The sequence below is a fragment of the Virgisporangium ochraceum genome (assembly GCF_016863655.1).
GTDB classification, from domain to species: Bacteria; Actinomycetota; Actinomycetes; order Mycobacteriales; family Micromonosporaceae; genus Virgisporangium; species Virgisporangium ochraceum.
In genome coordinates this window covers 56,022-73,674 of the sequence record NZ_BOPH01000022.1, presented here as the reverse complement: position 1 = coordinate 73,674, position 17,653 = coordinate 56,022, and the positions used below count along the sequence as shown (strand labels likewise).

The following is a 17,653-nucleotide window of genomic DNA, read 5'->3' as shown; positions in this document are numbered from 1 at the left end:
GTTCTCTGGTGCTGGTGGTGCGGGTTCTCGGGCAGGTCCGGGTCTGGCACGGCACCGACGAGATCCCGCTCGGCCCGCCGGGCCGGCGCGCGGTGCTGGGCCTGCTGGTGCTGGCCGGCGACCGTCCGGTCACCCGGTCGGAGATCGTCGACGCGCTGTGGGGCGACGCCCCGCCGACCACCGCCACGAACGTGGTGCAGTCGCACGTCATGCACCTGCGCCGGATCCTTGAGCCGACCCGCGGCGCCCGCGCGCCCAGCCGCCGCATCCGCACGGTCGGCGACGGCTACCGGCTCGTCACCGACGGCGCCAGCGTCGACCTGGCGCACTTCCGCGAGCTGGTCGCGTCCGCCGACGACGCCGAGCGGCAGGACCGGCCCACCGAGGTGGCGCGCCTGCTCGGTGACGCGCTCGCGTTGTGGCGCGGACCGGCCCTGGCCGACCTCCCGGCGCTGGCCCGCCATCGCTGGGTGGAGGGCCTCGGGTTCGACCGGCGGCGGACCCTGGCCCGCTACGTCGACGCCATGGTCGGCACCGGCGGCGGCGCCCGGGTGGTCGGCGCCGCCGTGGCCGACGCGGCGGAGCACCCGCTCGACGAGTCGGCGCAGGCGCGGCTGGTGCGGGTGTACTGGGCGACCGGACAGCGCGCGCAGGCCCTCGAGGTCTTCCACCGGGCCCGGAGCCGGCTGTCCGACGAGCTCGGCGTGGCGCCCGGCCCGGAGCTCGAGGCCGCGCTCGGCGAGGTCCTGCGCGGGTCCGGAAGCGGTTCCGGAACCGGTCCGGCCGCCGCGGAACCGGCGCCGCGGGACCCGCCGCGGCAGCTGCCCGCCGGGGTGCCCGCCTTCGTGGGACGCGGTGCCGAGCTCGACGTTCTCGACCGGCTGCGGGCCGCCGCCGGTGAGGCGCCGGCCACCGCGGTGGTCTGCGGCGCGCCCGGTGTCGGCAAGACCGCGTTCGCGGTGCGGTGGGCGCACCACGTCCGCGAGCTGTTCCCCGACGGGCAGCTGTACCTCGACCTGCGCGGCTACGGCACGGGTACGCCGCTGTCCGCCGCCGACGGGCTCGGGCACCTGTGCGTGGCGCTGGGCCGACCCGAGTCCGAGCTGCCCGACGACCCGGCCGGACGGGCCGCGTTGTTCCGTACCGGGTCGGCCGGCCGGCGGCTGCTCATCGTGCTCGACAACGCCGTCAGCGCCGACCAGGTGCGGCCGTTGCTGCCCGGGTACGGGCCGAGCATGGTGCTGGTGACCAGCCGCGACCACCTCGGCGGGCTGGTCGCCGTCGACGGCGCGACCCGCATCGAGCTGACCCCGCTGCCGACCACCGACGCGGTCGCGTTGCTGCGCCGGCTGATCGGCTCGCGGGTCACCGACGACCCGGGCAGCGCCGTGACGCTCGTCGAGCAGTGCGCGCACCTGCCGCTGGCCCTGCGGGTCGCGGCGGAGCTGGCGGTGTCGTGGCCGCACGAGAGCCTGGCGAGCGTCGTCGGGCAGCTGGCCGACCGGCACGGGCGGCTGGACCTGCTCGACGTCGGTGGCGACACCAGCGCCGCCGTCCGCGAGGTGCTCTCGTGGTCGTACCAGCACCTGGACCCCGTGGCTGCGCTCGCGTTCCGGCGGCTGGCGCTGCACCCTGGTCCCGGGTTCGACGCGTCGACGGTGGCCGCACTGTCCGAACTGGACGGTCGGCGGGCCGGCCGGGCGCTGGCCGTGCTCGCCCGCGGTCATCTCGTCGAGCCCCGCTCGACGGACCGGCCGACCGCAGGCCGCTACCGGATGCACGACCTCATGCGGGCGTACGCCGAGGAGCTGTCGGCCGACCTCGACGACGCGGACGCGCGCACCGCCGCGACCGGGCGGCTGCTCGACCACTACTTCGGCGGGGTGTGCCGCGCCCGCGCCCTGCTGTACCCGGCGTGGCGCGGGTACCTGCCCCGGCCGTCCACCCACGGTGGCCCCGACCTCGCCGACGCCGACGCCGCGGTCGCCTGGCTCGACCGCGAGCAGGCCAACCTCGGCGCGCTGTGCGCGTACGCGGCGCGGCACGGGTTTCCGCGCCAGGCCATCGGGCTGGCCGCGAACCTGCAGCGGCACTTCGAGGCGGGCCGGTACCGCGACGGTCTCGCGGCGCACTCGTACGCGCTGGCGGCCGCGCGCGACCTCGGCGACGACGTCGCGGTGGCGCATTTGCTGGGGCACGTGGGGGAGCTGCACCGGTTGCTGGGCCGGTACGACACGGCCGCCGGTCACCTGCGGGAGGCGCTCGCCGGGCACGACCGCACCGGAGACGTGCGCGGACAGGCGCGGGCGCTGTCCGCCCTCGGCATCGTCGCCGAGCGGACCGGCGACCCCGCCGGTGCGGTCCGCCACCATCGCGACGCGCTGGCCCGGTACCGGGCGGCCGACGACCGTCGCGGCGAGGCGATCGTGCTCGTCAACCTCGGCAATGCCTACAGTGGACAGGACGAGCTGAAGCGCGCCGCCGACGCGTTCGAGCGGGCGTACACGCTCTTCCGCGACGTCGTCGAGCCGACCGGGCAGGCCGCGGCCCTGTCGAACCTGGGCGACGTGCTGTGCGCCCTGGGCGACCACCGCCGGGCCGGCGAGCGGCTCGCCGAGGCGTTGCCGTTGTTCCTGGCCGCCGGTCACCGCATCGGCGAGGCGATGGTCCGCACGAACCTGGGCCAGGTGAAGCTGCGGCTCGGCGACCCCGACGCGGCGATGGACGAGCTGCACACGGCGTTGCGCATGTTCCAGGAGATCGGTCACCGCTACGGTGAGGCCAGTGCCCGCAACCGCATGGGCGAGGCGCTGCGCGCCCTCGGCCGGCACCCGGAGGCGCTGGAGTGCCACCGGGCCGCGCTGGCGATCGCCGCTGAGACCCAGGACCACGACGAGCAGGTCCGCGCGCGTGCCGCGCTGGCCGAGTTGGGAGCCGCACCCGTTGACTAGCAGGTATCTGCGCTACCAGAGCCCGACCCGCAACCGTCGCGGGTTCTTCCCCGGCGTCTTCGGGCTGGTGAACGGTCTGGCCACCGCCGGCGTGCTGACCGCCGAGCAGGCGGAGTTCCGGCGCGTCCACAATGCCTGGTACGAGGCCACCGTCACCGATCCGTCCACCGTGGACGCCACGGTCTACGACCGTGCCCTCAACCCGGGCGCGGCCGCGTGGTTCAAGGAGTCGGCGACGGACGTGATCCACCGCGTCGACGGCTACCTCGCGATCCTCGCCGCCCACGGCGTGCCGTGCGTGCTGGTCCGGTCGAACGACCCCGGCCGCGTCGTCTACGAGGACGAGCACCAGGTCGTGGTCGTCCCGCACCCCTAGATGATTGATTCCAAGGCCTGGCACGGGATGACTGGGCGTTTTGCCTGTTTGATGGCTGTTCCGCGACCCGCACGGGACCATCGGCCATCAACCGATGCCGATGGGTGGGAGGCTACGAACATCACAAACGCTTGTTGATGTTCATAGCCTCCCACCCGCTCACGATCATCGACGTATCGGTATGGCGGAGCTCCCGACATTCATCACGAAACAGGCGGACGGACGTCCGAGCCCTCGGAATCGATCATCTAGGGCCGGCGACCCACCGCGGCGACGATGTCGCGTTGGGGCTCCTCGTCGGAGCCGGGTTCCGGGTGCCATTCGGTCACCGGGACGATGCCCGGCTCCACGAGGTCGAAGCCGTCGAGCATCGCGGCGATCTCCTCCGGGGTGCGGGTGGAGATCGGCGTCGGCGTGCGCCGGTACAGGTCGCGGACCCGCTCCTGCTCGTCGCTCGGCGCCGGGTCGGTGACCCCGTGCGAGATCGCGAGGTAGCTCCCGCTGGCGATCGCGTCGCGGTAGCTGGCGATGATCTCGGCGGGCCGGTCGTCGTCCGGAACGAAGTGCAGCACCGCGATCAGCAGGACCGCGACCGGTTGCGTGAGGTCGATGACCGAGGCGACGTCGGGGTGGCCGAGAATCTCCTCCGGCCTGCGCAGGTCGGCGCGGATCGCGCAGGCGTTCGGGTTGTCGGCGAGGATCGACTGTCCATGTGAGACGGCCACGGGGTCGACGTCGACGTACACCACGCGGGCGTCGGGCGCGGTGCGCTGGGCGACCTCGTGCACGTTGCCTAGCGTCGGGATGCCGGAGCCGACGTCGAGGAACTGCCGGATCCCGGCGTCGGTCAGCCACTGCACCACGCGCCGCAGGTAGGCGCGGTTGGCGTGTGCGACGAGCCGGAGGTTCGGCCACGCCTGCTCCGCGGCCTCGAAGAACTGCCGGTCGACCTCGAAGTTGTGGAAACCGCCCAGCGCGAAGTCGTAGATCCGGGCCGCGTTCGGCACCGTGATGTCGACCTCGTCGGCCACCCAGCCCGGCCTGTCCATCGCACCTCTTTCGAAGAAGGACCCCGTCACGGTTACGCGCGTCGATGGTAGCAACACGTGCTGTGACCGGCCGCGGGCGGCTTCGGGCCGACCTGGATCGTCCACTATGGACAGGTAAACGCGTGGACCGGGGCCGTCCCGCACCGCCATCATCAGCGTGCGACGCGGGGAGGTGGAGATGGGCCGCGTGCGGAGGCTCGACGAGGTTCAGCGGCAGGCGCTGCCGGCACACGCCGACGTGTGGGTCGACCGCGCCCTCGGTACCGACCCGGTCAGGTGGGCCGCCTGGGAGTCCGGCGCCCGTGCCTGCTACCAGTACTGCGGCGTCGGCTGGCCGGCGCGGGTCGCCCGGGTCACCTCGCCGCTGGCGCTCGCCCGGGCGCTCGACCTGGCCCAGGTCGACGAGACCCCCGGCCGGGAGCACCGGGCGCTCGCCGGCATGATCCGCGATGCCGTCGAGTCGCGGACCGAGCGGGCGATCATGAACCGGTTCGACCCGCACGTGGTCGCGGCCGTGCGGCGTGAGGTGTTCGAGCCGGTCGACACGGCGCTCGCTCCGCACGCGGTGGCGCTGGCGGTCGACGACGCGGTGACGGGTCTGCTGCTGTCCCACGCTCCCGCCCGCGCCCAGGAGTCGGCGCGCGCCGCCGCCCTCGCGGTCTCGCCGGTCGGTCGGGTCCGGCGGGCCAACCGGCGCGTCCCGTCGGACTGGCGCACGTGGACGCTGACCCTCGGCGGCCGGTGGGAGTCCGCGTGGACCGCGTACGCGTCGTTCTTCAGCGCGGTCGCCGCCGACGAGCGTGAGCGCGGGTGGCGGCGGCGGGTGGAGAAGTACTCCGCGGCGCAGTCGGCCGGATGGTGGTACCCGTGTCTCGACTTCGTCCTCGTGAGCGAGCCGCCGGTGTTCGTGCGCACCGAGCGGGTCGCCGGGTCGCCGGCCCGGCTGCACTGCGCCACCGGCCCGGCGGTCGGCTGGAGCGACGGGTGGGCGCTGTACTTCTGGCACGGCACGCGCGTGCCGGCGTGGGTCGTCGACGCTCCGACGGTCGACGCGGTGCACGCCGAGCCCAACGTCGAGGTCCGTCGGTGCGGCATCGAGGCGCTGGGCTGGGACACCTACATCGCCACGGCCGGTCTGCGGCTGGTCGACACCGCGCCCGACCCCGGCAACCCCGGCTTCGACCTGCGCCTGTACGACCTGCCCGAGCGGGTGTGGGGCGAGCCGACGCGGGTGCTGCTCGCCACCAACGGCAGCGCCGAGCGCGACGGGACCCGTCGCCGCTACGGCCTTCCGGTGCCCGCCGACGTTCCCACGGCGGTCTCCGCCGCGGCGTGGACGTACGGGCTCACCGGAGACCAGTACGCCCGCCTGTACCGCCGGACCTGAACCCGACGGGCCCGCGTCCGAACGGGCCCGGACCCACGAACGGAGGGAAGCACATGAAGACCCTGGCCGACCTCACCGGCGCCACCGGGCGCCCGGTCGACCTGCACCTGATGCTCGACCTCGTCATCCCCGTGCACGACGGAATCCAGGCGCAGGGCGACCTCATCGTCCTGCCGATGGACGACGCGGTCGGGCACGTCACCGTCCGGTCCGGGGCCGCCTGGCACGAGGTCCCGCCCGAGGGCGTGGAACTGCTGCGCGGTGGTGCCGGTGGAAACGCGCACACGCTGGTCGCCGATCCCGGCACCTGCCTGTGGACGGCCGATGTCGACGACACCCTCGGGCTCGCCCTCGGCGCGTTCGAGGCCCTCGACGTGGCCTACCTGCTGCACCGCGAGCACGGCGGCACCGGCATCGCGCCCGGGCGGTACGTCGTGCGGCGTCAGCGCGAGCAGGGTCCGCCGGCGCCGCCCCGGCGCGAGGTGGCCGGGCGACCCGGATCCGCGCCGAGCGGTCTGACGCAGCGGCGGGCGGCCTCGCGGCGCGAGGAGCAGCGGCCGCGCAGCCGCTTCGTCTGCGACTGATCCCGCTGTCGCGCGGCCGCGTCCGATAGGGTCCGCCGCATGTCTACCGAATCGCTCACCGGAACGTTCAGCGCGTCCGCCCGCACCGACTGGTTCATCGACCCCGCCACCGGCGAGGCCACCGCGAGCGCCCCGCTGCGCCTGGTGCCGGTGACCGGCGACTTCCAGCTGCGCGCGCACGTCCGGGTGCCGCTGGCCGCCACGTACGACGCCGGCACCCTGTTCGTCCACGGTGGACCGTCGACGTGGGCGAAGCTCGCGCTGGAGCGGTCGCCCGAGGGCACCGACATGATCGTCACGGTCGTCACCCGGGGCGTCTCCGACGACGCCAACGGCGTCGTGGTGCCCACGCCCGGCGAGACGTGGCTGCGGATCTCCCGCACGGGCGAGGTCTACGCGTTCCACTTCTCGGCCGACGGCGACCGCTGGTCGCTGGTGCGGCTGTTCACGCTGGGACCGGTCGACGGGCACGAGGTGGGCGTCGGCGTCCAGTCGCCGACCGGCGACGGGCTGACCGCCACGTTCTCGGGGGTGTCACTGGTCCACGAGACCCTCGCCGACCCCCGCGACGGCTCCTAGCCTGCCGACGCGTGCACCGGCCGCGCCGCTCGCGTTCGCGCCGTTGTCGAACCCTCCGCCGATCTTGCACTCGTGGCCGCCTCTATTTGCTGAAATGTCGTGTTTTGATGAAGGCCACAACTGCAAGATCGGCGGAAAGGGGGACGTCGCCTAGCCTGCCGACGCGTGCACCGGGAGGCGGGTGAGGCCGCGCACGATCGGGTCGTGGTCGCGCCACGGCAGGTCGGGCTCGGCGATCCGTAGGCGGGGACAGGCGTCGAGGAGCGCGTCCAGCGCGGTCCGCGCGGTGACCCGGGTGAGCGCGGCGCCCGGGCAGTAGTGCGGGCCGAGCCCGAACGACAGGTGCGGGTTGGGGGAGCGACGCACGTCGAGGCGGCCCGGGTCGGGGAAGCGGGCCGGGTCGCGGTTCGCGGCGGCCACCATCACGACGAGCTCCGCGCCGGCCGGCACCGGCACGCCGGCCAGCGTCACGTCGCGGGTGGCCCGGCGCAGCACGCCCAGCACCGGCGGGTCGAAGCGGGCGGCCTCCTCGACCGCGCCGGCGAGCAGGGACCGGTCGGCGCGCAGCCGGTCCCACAGCCCCTGACGCGCAAGGGCGTGCACCGCGTTGGCGATGAGGTTCTGCGTGGTCTCCACACCGGCGAACAGCAGCACCAGGCTATGGGCGCCGACGAGGTCGCGGTCGGCGCCCCAGGCGTCGCGGAGCGCGGCCGGCACGGGCGCGAGCGCGGTGCCGTCGGTGACGCGGTGGCGGAGCGCGGCCGTGGCGGCCGCGATCGCGGCGAGACCGTCGCGGCGGGCGTCGGGGTCGCGGGCGTGGATGCCGGCGTGCTCCATCGCGCGGGCGTGGGCCAGGAACCGGTCGGTCTCGGCGCCGGGCGCGCACAGCAGGTCGGCGATCACCCGTGCGGCCAACGGATGCGCGAAGTCGGCCAGCACGTCGAACCCGTGCGGCGGCAGGTCCGTCAGCAGACCGCGCGCCAGCGCGGCGATGCGGTCGGCCGAACCGCCGATCCTCCTGGGGCCGAGCGCCTTCGCGACCGGTGCCCGCCGGACGGCGTGCTCCGGCGGGTCGAGGAAGAACAGCCACCGCGCCGACCAGTCCGTGAAACCGGCCAGCAGGTCGCTGTCGCGCCGCGGCACCTGGGGAACCACCGCCGACGAGTAGGTGGCGGTGTCGTGGAGCACCGCCACCGCGTCGTCGTACCCGGTGAGCACGAACCGGCGCAGGCGGTCGCTCCGGTACACGGGAGCGGTGGCGCGCAGGCGGTCGAAGACGGAGTGGGGATCGGCGAAGTACGCCGGTCCGAACGGGTCGGTCACGGGCGCGGCGTCGCCAGCATCCCGTCGACCGCCAGCCGCGCCTGTTCCACGCGTTGCTCGCGGCCGCCCGTCATCCGGACGAAGGGCCGACCGAGGCGGGTCAGCTCCTCGGCGATCCGCGCGTGGAAGGCCCGCCGCTCCGCCGGGCTGTCGCGTGTGGGCGAGCCCTCGAACGGCCACTCCGGCTCGGTGAGCAGGTACAGGTCGGCGGGGTCGGCAGCACCGACCTCCCGCAGCCAGTCGGGGACGGCCTCGAAGAGACGCTCGCTCCAGAGGCCGACCGTCATCGGGTCGGTGTCGCAGAACAGCACCCGGTGGGCGTGGCGGGCGAGCGTCGCCTGCGCGGTCACCTGCGCCTGGGCGATGTCCGACACCTCCCCGGGATGCATGCTGCGGCCCCAGAGCTGATCGAAGGAGCGGGCCGCCTCCGACACGCAGACGGTGTCGTAGTGCCGGGCGAGGTCGGTGGCCAGGGTGCTCTTGCCGGACCCCTCGGCACCGACGATCGTCACCCGGCGCACGTACCAGGCCCGCACGCACGGCGGCAGGTGCCGCGCGTGGTCCCACGGCGCCTGCCGGACCAGCGTTCCCGAGACCGGGACCGCCGTGCGGTCGACCGGCACGTGCCGGATGCCCAGCCGGCCCGCCACGACCTTGCCGTAGTGCTCACCGGAGAAGAGGAAGTCGGGCATGCCGTCGGCGCGGATGGTGTCGAGCCACCGGTTGTGCACCGCGTTCCACCAGTTGGTCTCGCCGGTCCACGCGTCCTCGATCGCGACGGTACGCACGTCGGGGAAGAGCTCGGCCAGCCAGTCGCGGCGTACCTCCCACGGGATCGGGTCGGCCGCGCCCACGCGCACGTACGCGGTGATCCGGCCCGTGTAGGCGCGGGCGAACTCGACGAGGTACCGGTGTCCATCGTGGACGGGCAGGAACCGGCCGAGCACCACGCCCGAGGTGTCGCCCCCGCCCGGGCGCGGGGTGAACTGCTCGGGGCTGAAGCGCGCCAACCGGTGGGCGCGCCCCGACGCGGCGGCGGCGTCCAGGTCGCCGACCGTCGGCGGCTCGTACACGAAGCTCGATCCGTACCAGGCCATCGGCGGCGGTGGGGCGAGGGAGGTCACGCCGCCGAGGGTACCGCCGCGCCGGTCACGCCTCCTCTGCCAGCAGGGCGTCGACGGCCTGCACGGCGGTCCGTAGCCGGCCCTCGACGGCACCGGCGAGGATGACGTACCGGTGGCCCTGCCGGGTCAGCTCGGCCCGGCACCGGTGGAAGAACGCGTGCCGTTCCGCCGGCCGGTTGTACTCCGGCGGCCCGACGAAGAGCTGGTCGCTCGACGTCAACAGGTACAGGTCGATGTCGCCGCCGGGCCCGGTGGCGGCCTGCAGCCAGTCGGGCGCGGCGCCGAACAGCCGCTCGCTCCACAGCCGCACGGCGAGCAGATCGGTGTCGCAGAACAGCACCCGGTTCGCCCGGCGCGCCATCGCCGTCTCCGACGCCCGCTGCCCGTGGGCGATCAGCGAGATCGACGGGGGATCCCAGTCGTGGCGCATCCCGCGGGCGAACTCCGGCACGTGGACGGTGCCGTAGTGGATGGCCAGCCGGAGGGCCAGGTGCGTCTTGCCGGTGGACTCGGGCCCGATGAGGCACACCCGCCCGACGGTGGCGGGGTCGACGGGTCCGGGTCCCTCGAACGGCTCCATCGCCGGCTCGTTGGCGAGGTACCACGTCCGTACCGGCGGCGGCAGGTACGCGGCGTTGCGCGCCGGCCAGCTCCGGATCCTGCTGCCGGACACCGGAACGGCCGTCCGGTCGACCACGAGCAACCGCGCGCCGAACCGCCGGGCGAGCTCGGGGCCGTAGTCGTTGCCCATCACCACGTAGTCGGGCAGCACATGTTCCCGGACGCGCTCGTCCCACAGCGCGAACAGGTCCTCCCGGGTGAACCTGGCGGGGTCCGCGACCGGTACGACCGTGACGTCGGGGAACAGCCCGGTGAGCCAGTCCCGGCGGACCTCCCACGGGATCCGGTCGTTGCGGTTGATCCGCACGAAGATCCACAACCGGCGGGCGAACGCGCGGGCGACCTCGACGAGGTAGCGGTGTCCATCGTGGACGGGTAGGAAGCGCCCGAGCACGATGCCCGTGCTGTCACCGCCACCATCGGGACGGGGAGTGAACTGGTCGGGGGAGAAGGACTCCAGGCGACGGGCGCGCGCCTCCACGGCCGCCGCGTCGAGCTCCCCGGGATCGGGTTCGTAGTACGTGAAGCTCGAGCCGTACCAGGCCATCGGCGGCGCCGTCACGCCGCCGAGGGTACCCGTTGCGCGCGAGCTCAGGCCGGGGCCGAGGAGGCCCGCACCACCAGCCGGCAGGCGACCGTGTGGAGGCCGGCCTCCGTGCCGTGCACGATGGCCCGCAGCAGCAGCGTGCCCGCGACGCGGCCCACCTCGCGCAGGTTCAGGTCCACTGTGGTCAGTGGTGGCCGGCAGCCCTCCGCCACCGGTGCCCAGTTGTCCACGCCGACCAACGCGACGTCGTCGGGCAGGCGGCGGCCGCTCTCGCGCAGCCCGTCGGCGACGCCGCGGGCGATCACGTCGCTGCCGCAGAACACCGCGTCGACCTCGGGATGCGACCGGGTCAGCGCGGCCGCGGCGAACCGGCCCCACACCTCGCTCCAGCCGCCGTACCAGGGCTCGCCGACGAGGTCCAGGCCGGCCGCGCGCAGCGCCCGGTGCGTGCCCTCGACCCGGGCGCGTACCGACGCGTGTCCGTGCGGACCGGTGACGTGCGCGATGCGCCGCCGGCCGGTCCGCACGAGGTGCTCGACCGCCGTCACCGCGCCAGCGGCCTCGTCGACGACGACGCTGCAGTCACCGGCGTCGGCGGAGCGCGCGAACGCGTAGACCACCGGAACCGCCGGGCCGCCGGCGGCCATGCTCGCGGGGATGCCGGCCAGCGGCAGCCGCGCCTCCGTGCGCCGGCCCGCGACGATGATCCCGTCGACGCGCCGGCGCAGCAGGCTGCGCACGTAGTGCTGCTCGCGGATCGGGTCGTCGCGGGTGTCGCACACGAACGCGACCGTCTCGCCCCAGCCGAGCGCGTCCTCGGCACCGTGCGGGATCGGCAGGCCGAACCGTCCATGGTGGTCGGTCATGATGAGACCGACGGTGTAGGTGCGGCCGCTCAGCAGGCTCGCCGCCACCGCGTTCGGCACGAACCCGAGCTCCTGGGCCGCCGCGCGCACCCGGTCGCGGGTCTCGGCGCGCAGCTGCCCGCGGCCGTTGAGCGCCTTCGACGCCGTGCCGACCGACACCCCGGATCGGCGTGCAGGCCGTCTGGACGGTCGTCCGGGAGGCGGCGGAACCACGGAAAACACTTTCCGAGCCGTCGGACCGACCGGGTGTGAACGACAACCGCGGAGGGGTCCACGATGAGCCAGCCGGGACGCACCCGACCCCACCGTGCGACGATGATCCTCGCCCTCGTCGGCGTCACCGCCGCACTGGGTGCCGTCCCGGCGACCGCCGCGCCCCAGGAGGCCGCCGTGCCCGATCCCGTCGTCGCCTACACCTTCGACGCCGACGACCCCACCACCGGCCGGATCACCGACACGTCGGGCAACGGGCTGCACGGCACGCTCGTCGACGGCGCCACCGCGGCGTTCGTCGACGGCGCGACCGGCGGACGGGCCATCGACCTGCCCGGTGGCGCGCCGACGGCCGCCGGCGCCCACATCCGGTTGCCCCGCGCCGTGCTGGAGGGCCGCACCGATCTCACCGTCCAGGCGCGGATCCGGTGGGACGGCACCACCGCGCCGTGGCAGTGGATCTACGCGCTCGGCACGGACACCGGCCGGTACCTGTTCAGCACGCCGTACAACGGCGACGGCCGGCTGCGGACCGCGGTCACCGCGACGTCCGCCGGGGGAGAGGCACAGGTGACCGGGTACGCCGCGCTGCCGGCGAACACCTGGAGGACGCTCACGGTCACCCTCGACACCGCGGCCGGACGGGTGACGACCTACCTCGACGGCGCCGCGGTCGCGTCGGCTCCGTCCACTGTGGTCGCCGGCGACCTGCTCGGCCCCGACGCCACCTCGGCCGGATTCATCGGCCGGTCGTTCTACCCCGACCCGCTGTTCGCCGGCGCCGTCGACGACTTCCGCGTCTACGCGGCCGCGCTGACCGCCGACCAGGTCGCCTCGGCGGCGGGCGTCGTACCGCCGACGCCGACCGGGCCCGGCACGACGACCTTCGACGTGCGCACCACGGTCGGCGTCGCACCACCGTTGCCGGAGACCGTGCGCGCCTCGTTCAGCGACGGCTACGACCGCGACGTCGCCGTCTCGTGGAGCCCGGTAGACCCCGGCCGTTACGCCGCGCGCGGCACCTTCGAGGTGACCGGCACAGCGGCCGGTCGGGCGGTGACCGCGACCGTCACCGTGATCCGCGAGGGGGAGGTCACGATCGACCTCGGTACCACGACCGGCCCGTTCCACGGCGGCGCGTCGGGCACGCTGTACGGGTTGTACGGTCCGGGCGTCCCCACGAACACGCTCATCGAGGGCATGCGCCTGCGCACGGTCTCGACCAAGGCGCAGGACGGACCGCAGCACCCCGGCGCCGACGCGCTGGAGGTCGTGCGGCCGTTGGCCGACAGCACCGACGGCGACATCTACGTCTACATGACCGACATCCACCGCGGTTTCCCGTACCAGTGGCCGGGGAGCACCCCGGAGGAGAAGGTCGCGCTGTACCGGGAGAAGGTCGCGAAACAGGTCGACCAGGTGCTCACCCTGCCGGCGGAGTACCGCGACAACATCGTGTTCGTGCCGTTCAACGAGCCCGAGGGCAACATGTTCGGCACCGGCGAGTGGAGCTACGACGGGGTCAGCTGGCTCAGCGACCCGACCGACTACTTCCGCACCTGGGACGACTTCTACCGCCTCATCAAGGGGAGGATCCCGGACGCCCGGATCGCCGGCCCGAACACGAGCGTGCTCTACGCGCAGGTGCGGGGCTTCCTCGAGCACACCGTCCGGGAAGGCACCGTGCCCGACGTCATGACGTGGCACGAGCTGTCACATCCCGAGCAGGTGCGCCAGAGCGTGCGCCGCTACCGCGAGATGGAGGCGGAGGTCCTCGGCGGCCGGCGGCTGCCCATCAACATCAACGAGTACGCCTTCAACTACCACACCTCGGTGCCCGGCCAGATGATCCAGTGGATCTCCGCGATCGAGGAGTCCAAAGTGGACGCCGACATCGCCTACTGGAACATCGACGGCAACCTCTCCGACTCGGCGGTGCAGGCCAACCGGGCCAACGGGCAGTGGTGGCTGTTCAACGCCTACGGCGGCATGACCGGCGACACCGTGCGCGTCACGCCGCCGTACCCGGGCCGTGACTACACCCTGCAGGGCGTCGCGACGCTCGACCGCGGCAAGCGCCAGGCCCGGGCGATCGTCGGCGGCGCGGGCGGAGCCGCGCACCTCCGGTTCGACAACGTTCCCACGACGGTGTTCGGGCGCACCGTGCACGCGACGGTCCGTGAGATCCCGTGGACCGGCCAGCTCGGCGACTCCGGGCCGCCACGCGTGCTCGCCGAGCGCGACCTGAAGGTCCGCGACGACACGGTCGTCGTCGACCTGACCGACCTGACCGAGTCGTCGGCGTACGAGATCGTGCTGGCGCCCGCCGGCGACGCCGGCCGCGAGCAGAGGGACCCGCTGCTGTGGCAGCAGTCGTACGAGGCAGAGGACGCGGTCTACACCGGTTCCGGCTACAGCCGCAACGGTCCCGAGGGCTCGCCGCGGGACGTGTCGAAGTTCTACACCTCGGGCGGGTTCAACGTCGGCGGGCTGCGCACCGGCAGCGACGGCGTGCTCGACTTCACCGTCGACGTACCGACCACCGGCACCTACGACCTGAGGGTGTTCGCCAACTCGCTCAACACGTTCGACCTCGTGCGGGAGCAGGGACCGACGAACGTGTTCCTGCGCGTCGACGGCGGCGCCGAGCAGGAGCTGTTCCTGCCGCTGGGCTACAAGTGGGTGGTCTGGGACCACACCGGCACCACCGTCCGGCTCACCGCGGGCCGGCACACGATCTCGCTCGCGGCCCGCAGCCTCGACGGCACGAAGGCCACGAAGGGCGACGCGATCGTCGACCGCATCCTGCTGAGCCTGACCGGCCCGAAAGCCACGGCGACGGTGTACCAGGCCGAGTACGCCGATCTGAAGGGTGCGAGGACCGTCTACACGGGACGGACGTCGGGCGCCGCCCTCGGCCGCGGCGACACGGCCACGTTCTGGGTCTACTCGGCCCACGACGCCGAGTCGATCCTCGATCTGTCGGTGCCCGACGGCGACGTGTCGATGACGGTCAACGGGGTCCGCGTCGGGCGTAGGGCCGCCGTGTCGCTGTCCGGCGGTATCAACAAGGTCGTGGTGACCGGCACCGCGCGCCACAGCGTGCTCGACCGGCTCACCGTGACCCCGGGAGGCGGACACCTGCCGACGACCTCCTACGAGGCCGAGGCGGCGCGGACGGCCGGCACCGCCACGACGGAACCGCGTTCGCTCGCGAGCGGCGGCACGGCGGTCACCGGCATCGGCGGCGACCCCGGCAACGCCAACACGCTCACGTTCACGGTGACCGCGCCGGCCGACGGCACCTACGCGATGCGCGTGCGTTACTCCAACCCGGAGCAGTCGCCGGCCACCCACTACAACCCCGACCCGTTGGCCCGCCACGCCGACATCTCGGTCAACGGCGCGTCGCCGCAGCGCGTGCTGTTCCCGCACTCGTTCCACGCCAACAACTTCTGGGAGCTCACCGTCCAGGTGAGGCTCCGCAAGGGCACGAACACCGTGCGGTTCGCGTCGCGGGAACTGCCCAACCTCGACGGGACCACCTACGCGTCGGACACGTTCCCCGGCGTGCTCCTGCGTTCGAGGTACGCGCCGCTGATCGACCGGATCACCCTCACCCCCTTCAGCCGCACCCTCTGACGTCGAGGAGGAACCCCCGTGCACCGCCGCGTGAGCCGCGCCGGCGCCGGCGGCCTCTACGCGCTGGTCGAGAACAACCGGCCGGCCGACAACCTGCTGCTCCCGTTGAAGCTCAACACGGTGACCCAGCCGTCGCCCCGGGGCGGCCAGCGTCCCGCCGACGTCAGCAAGGGCGAGCTGACGGTGACGGTCCCCAACATGAGCGCCACCAGCGGCTACCACCTCCGCATCCAGCTGATCAGCGGCGTGCCCGCGTACCAGCAGCGGCACGGGGCCGAGAACGCGTCGATCTTCCGGGCCAACCGGTTCGGCAGCTCGAGCGCGTCGGCCGGCCGTACTTCGGCGGCGCCACGGGCTACGCCGAACTGGACTACATGGAGCTCGTCTAGCCGCGTTCGTGGACGCGGATGACCGCCGCCGGGCACCGGTCGACCGCGTCACGGACCGCGGCGTGGAGGTGGGGCGGTGGCCGCTCGTCGGCCAGGACGACGACGCCCTCGACGTCGTCCTGGCCGAACACCTCGGGGGCGGTCAGCGCGCACATCCCGGCACCGATGCACATGCCGGTGTCGACCTCGACGCGCATCGGCACCCCCGTTCGCCCCGGACCAGCGAGAGATCACCGTCAATCCTCGTATCCGGGGCGGCGAAAAGCCATCGGGTCGACGGTCGATTTCACGCCCGGCGCGAGATCACCCCGTCGGACCGGTCGCGATGGCGACCACCCGCCGCATGGGCGGGTGCTCCAGCACCCGGGCGCCCTCCTCGTGCAGGGCCCGCAGCGCGCCGTCGTCGCCGGGGTCGAGGGCGGCCGCCTCGCGCCACATCGCCAGCTCGCGCTCCAGCCACGCCGGCCGGTCGTCGACGGTCACCTCGCGGAAGCCGGCCGCCGTCAGCTCGGCGCGGAGATCGAGCAGCCGGAACCGGTCGGGGAGCCGGTCGTCGTCGCGGTCGACCGGTTCCCAGCACGTCAGCACGATCCGGCCGCCGGGCCGCAGGACGCGGCGCGCCTCCGCGAACGCCCGCTCCGGATCGGCGAACTGGATGGCGTCGACGCACATGATCGCGTCGACGGACGCGTCGGCGAGGCCGGTGTCGTCGAAGGTACCCACCCGGAACGTCGCCGGAAGCCCCTGGGAAGCGGCGTTTCCGGTCGCCTGCCGCACCGCTTCGGCGGAGAAGTCGACGCCGATCAGGTCGACGCCGGTGCGCCGGACGATCTCGAGGCCGTAGCCGCCCCGCCCGCAGGCGAGGTCGAGCAGGGTCGCGCCCGGCGTGAGGCGCAGGGCGGCGACGACCTCGGCGAGGCCCTCGCCCGGGAGGAGGCTGGTCGACAGCAGGTCGCCGGGCAGGTCGAGGTGCCGTCGGACGAGCGCCTCACGGGCCGGCGAGGCGGCCATGGCGGCGTACCAGGTGTCGAAGTGCTCCGCGGTGGGTGCCATGGGAGACGACTGTACCGACGCCGGACTTGACACGATGCCCCACTGTATCGATTATCAGTATATCGACTTTCGATACGGGGAGGCAGTGATGAGAAGGCTCAGTAGGCCCGACTGGCTCGGCGAACTGCAGGGGATCACGGTGCTCGTCGGGGCGGTCGCCGTCGTCGGGTCGGCGGCGCAGGTCGCCGTCACCGCGTTCGGCGACGCCGGGATACCGGTGGACCTGGAGGCGCGCCACCTCGACGGCGTCGCCGGCGCACACGCCGGTGCGGAGGGCGTCACGGTCGCCGCCGACGGCACCGTCGAGGCCGTGGTCACCGATCCGTCGGTGCGGCAGGTGCTCCTGTCGACGCTCACCTGGCTGCCCACCGCGGTGCTGGCGGTCGCGGTGCTCACGCTCCTCGTCCGGATCATCCGTGACGCGCGGAGCGGCGACCCGTTCACGGCCCTGACCGTGCGGCGCCTGCGGGTACTCGCCGCGGTCTGCCTGGTGGGCGGTGCGGTCGTCACGGTCGTCGAGTCGGTCTGTGCGACGGCGCTGATGGCGACGGTCCTCCCGGCGACGGGCGGGTTCTCCTGGTCGCTGACGCTGTCGGTCGGATGGGTGTTCGCCGGCTTCGCGTTCCTCGCGCTCGGCGAGCTGGTGCGGCGCGGACTGGCCCTGCGCGAGGAACTGGACGGGGTCGTCTGATGCCGCCGGAGGAGCCGCACCGCGTCACCATCCACCTCGACGACCTGCTCGCCGAGCGCGGCATGACCCTCACCGAGCTGGCCGACCGGGTCGGTGTCACGTTCGCGAACCTGTCGGTGCTGAAGAACGGGCGCGCCAGGGCGATCCGGTTCAGCACGCTCACCGCGCTGTGCGACGTGCTCGACTGCCAACCGGCGGACCTGCTCACCGTCCACCCGCCCGAAAACGCGTAGAGGACGGCCGGGACCGGCGCGACAA

General features: G+C 73.7%; 16 protein-coding genes. 9 read left to right on the top strand and 7 right to left on the bottom strand.

Annotation, left to right across the window (positions count from 1 at the left end; all coding sequences use genetic code 11):
- Positions 1-8 precede the first annotated feature (8 nt).
- Both Voc01_RS09410 and Voc01_RS09405 read left to right on the top strand, forming a co-directional pair.
- Positions 9-2,951, top strand: a complete 2,943-nt coding sequence (locus tag Voc01_RS09410) for an AfsR/SARP family transcriptional regulator (RefSeq protein ID WP_203926923.1) — start codon at positions 9-11, stop codon at positions 2,949-2,951.
- Entirely contained in the window at positions 2,944-3,327 is a 384-nt protein-coding gene (locus Voc01_RS09405; RefSeq protein WP_203926922.1) for a hypothetical protein, read from the top strand. Before Voc01_RS09410 ends, Voc01_RS09405 begins: the two co-directional genes overlap by 8 nt.
- A gap of 248 nt (positions 3,328-3,575) precedes the next feature.
- Here Voc01_RS09405 and Voc01_RS09400 read toward each other — a convergent pair whose 3' ends face one another.
- Positions 3,576-4,376, bottom strand: coding sequence for an SAM-dependent methyltransferase (locus Voc01_RS09400; RefSeq protein ID WP_203926921.1), 801 nt, complete (start codon positions 4,374-4,376; stop codon positions 3,576-3,578).
- A gap of 157 nt (positions 4,377-4,533) precedes the next feature.
- Here Voc01_RS09400 and Voc01_RS09395 point away from each other — a divergent pair, with 157 nt between their 5' ends.
- Genes Voc01_RS09395 through Voc01_RS09385 form a run of 3 tightly spaced genes read left to right on the top strand, consistent with a single transcriptional unit; the run spans position 4,534 to position 6,926 of the window.
- The gene (locus Voc01_RS09395; protein ID WP_203926920.1) at positions 4,534-5,763 is read left to right on the top strand and encodes a DUF6745 domain-containing protein; all 1,230 of its coding nucleotides are present in this window, start codon (positions 4,534-4,536) and stop codon (positions 5,761-5,763) included.
- A 53-nt stretch (positions 5,764-5,816) separates the two neighbouring features.
- Positions 5,817-6,347 carry a DUF8820 family protein gene (locus Voc01_RS09390; RefSeq protein WP_203926919.1) on the top strand — a complete coding sequence of 177 codons (531 nt, stop codon included), beginning with the start codon at positions 5,817-5,819 and terminating at the stop codon, positions 6,345-6,347.
- 39 nt (positions 6,348-6,386) lie between these two features.
- A complete protein-coding gene (locus tag Voc01_RS09385; protein WP_203926918.1) occupies positions 6,387-6,926 on the top strand; it encodes a DUF1349 domain-containing protein in 540 nt (179 codons plus the stop codon).
- A gap of 150 nt (positions 6,927-7,076) precedes the next feature.
- Here the strand turns inward: Voc01_RS09385 and Voc01_RS09380 are convergent, their stop codons facing one another.
- From Voc01_RS09380 to Voc01_RS09365, 4 genes are read right to left on the bottom strand one after another with little or no spacing between them, the layout of a single operon-like run.
- Positions 7,077-8,249 carry a cytochrome P450 gene (locus Voc01_RS09380; protein ID WP_203926917.1) on the bottom strand — a complete coding sequence of 391 codons (1,173 nt, stop codon included), beginning with the start codon at positions 8,247-8,249 and terminating at the stop codon, positions 7,077-7,079.
- Positions 8,246-9,373, bottom strand: coding sequence for an AAA family ATPase (locus tag Voc01_RS09375; protein WP_203926916.1), 1,128 nt, complete (start codon positions 9,371-9,373; stop codon positions 8,246-8,248). The genes Voc01_RS09380 and Voc01_RS09375 overlap by 4 nt, the downstream gene beginning before the upstream one ends.
- 25 nt (positions 9,374-9,398) lie before the next feature.
- Positions 9,399-10,556: an AAA family ATPase gene (locus tag Voc01_RS09370; protein WP_203926915.1), complete on the bottom strand. Its 1,158-nt coding sequence runs from the start codon at positions 10,554-10,556 to the stop codon at positions 9,399-9,401.
- Positions 10,557-10,585: 29 nt separating this feature from the next.
- Positions 10,586-11,620 (bottom strand): LacI family DNA-binding transcriptional regulator, encoded by a 1,035-nt coding sequence (locus Voc01_RS09365; protein ID WP_203926914.1) that lies wholly within the window; start codon positions 11,618-11,620, stop codon positions 10,586-10,588.
- 102 nt (positions 11,621-11,722) lie between these two features.
- Here Voc01_RS09365 and Voc01_RS09360 point away from each other — a divergent pair, with 102 nt between their 5' ends.
- Together Voc01_RS09360 and Voc01_RS09355 are read left to right on the top strand one after the other, a co-directional pair.
- Positions 11,723-15,262, top strand: coding sequence for a LamG-like jellyroll fold domain-containing protein (locus Voc01_RS09360; protein WP_239160072.1), 3,540 nt, complete (start codon positions 11,723-11,725; stop codon positions 15,260-15,262).
- Between the two features lie 18 nt (positions 15,263-15,280).
- Positions 15,281-15,673, top strand: coding sequence for a hypothetical protein (locus Voc01_RS09355; protein WP_203926912.1), 393 nt, complete (start codon positions 15,281-15,283; stop codon positions 15,671-15,673).
- On the opposite strand, the gene Voc01_RS09350 is transcribed toward Voc01_RS09355, so the two are convergent.
- Both Voc01_RS09350 and Voc01_RS09345 read right to left on the bottom strand, forming a co-directional pair.
- Positions 15,648-15,848: a ferredoxin gene (locus Voc01_RS09350; protein ID WP_203926911.1), complete on the bottom strand. Its 201-nt coding sequence runs from the start codon at positions 15,846-15,848 to the stop codon at positions 15,648-15,650. The genes Voc01_RS09355 and Voc01_RS09350 overlap by 26 nt on opposite strands.
- A gap of 106 nt (positions 15,849-15,954) precedes the next feature.
- Positions 15,955-16,704 (bottom strand): class I SAM-dependent methyltransferase, encoded by a 750-nt coding sequence (locus Voc01_RS09345; protein WP_203926910.1) that lies wholly within the window; start codon positions 16,702-16,704, stop codon positions 15,955-15,957.
- Positions 16,705-16,792: 88 nt separating this feature from the next.
- Between Voc01_RS09345 and Voc01_RS09340 the strand changes: the two genes are divergently transcribed.
- Positions 16,793-17,395 (top strand): DUF2975 domain-containing protein, encoded by a 603-nt coding sequence (locus Voc01_RS09340; RefSeq protein ID WP_203926909.1) that lies wholly within the window; start codon positions 16,793-16,795, stop codon positions 17,393-17,395.
- Complete coding sequence (locus tag Voc01_RS09335) at positions 17,395-17,628, top strand: helix-turn-helix domain-containing protein (protein WP_203926908.1); 234 nt, start codon at positions 17,395-17,397, stop codon at positions 17,626-17,628. Before Voc01_RS09340 ends, Voc01_RS09335 begins: the two co-directional genes overlap by 1 nt.
- The last annotated feature ends 25 nt before the right edge of the window (positions 17,629-17,653 follow it).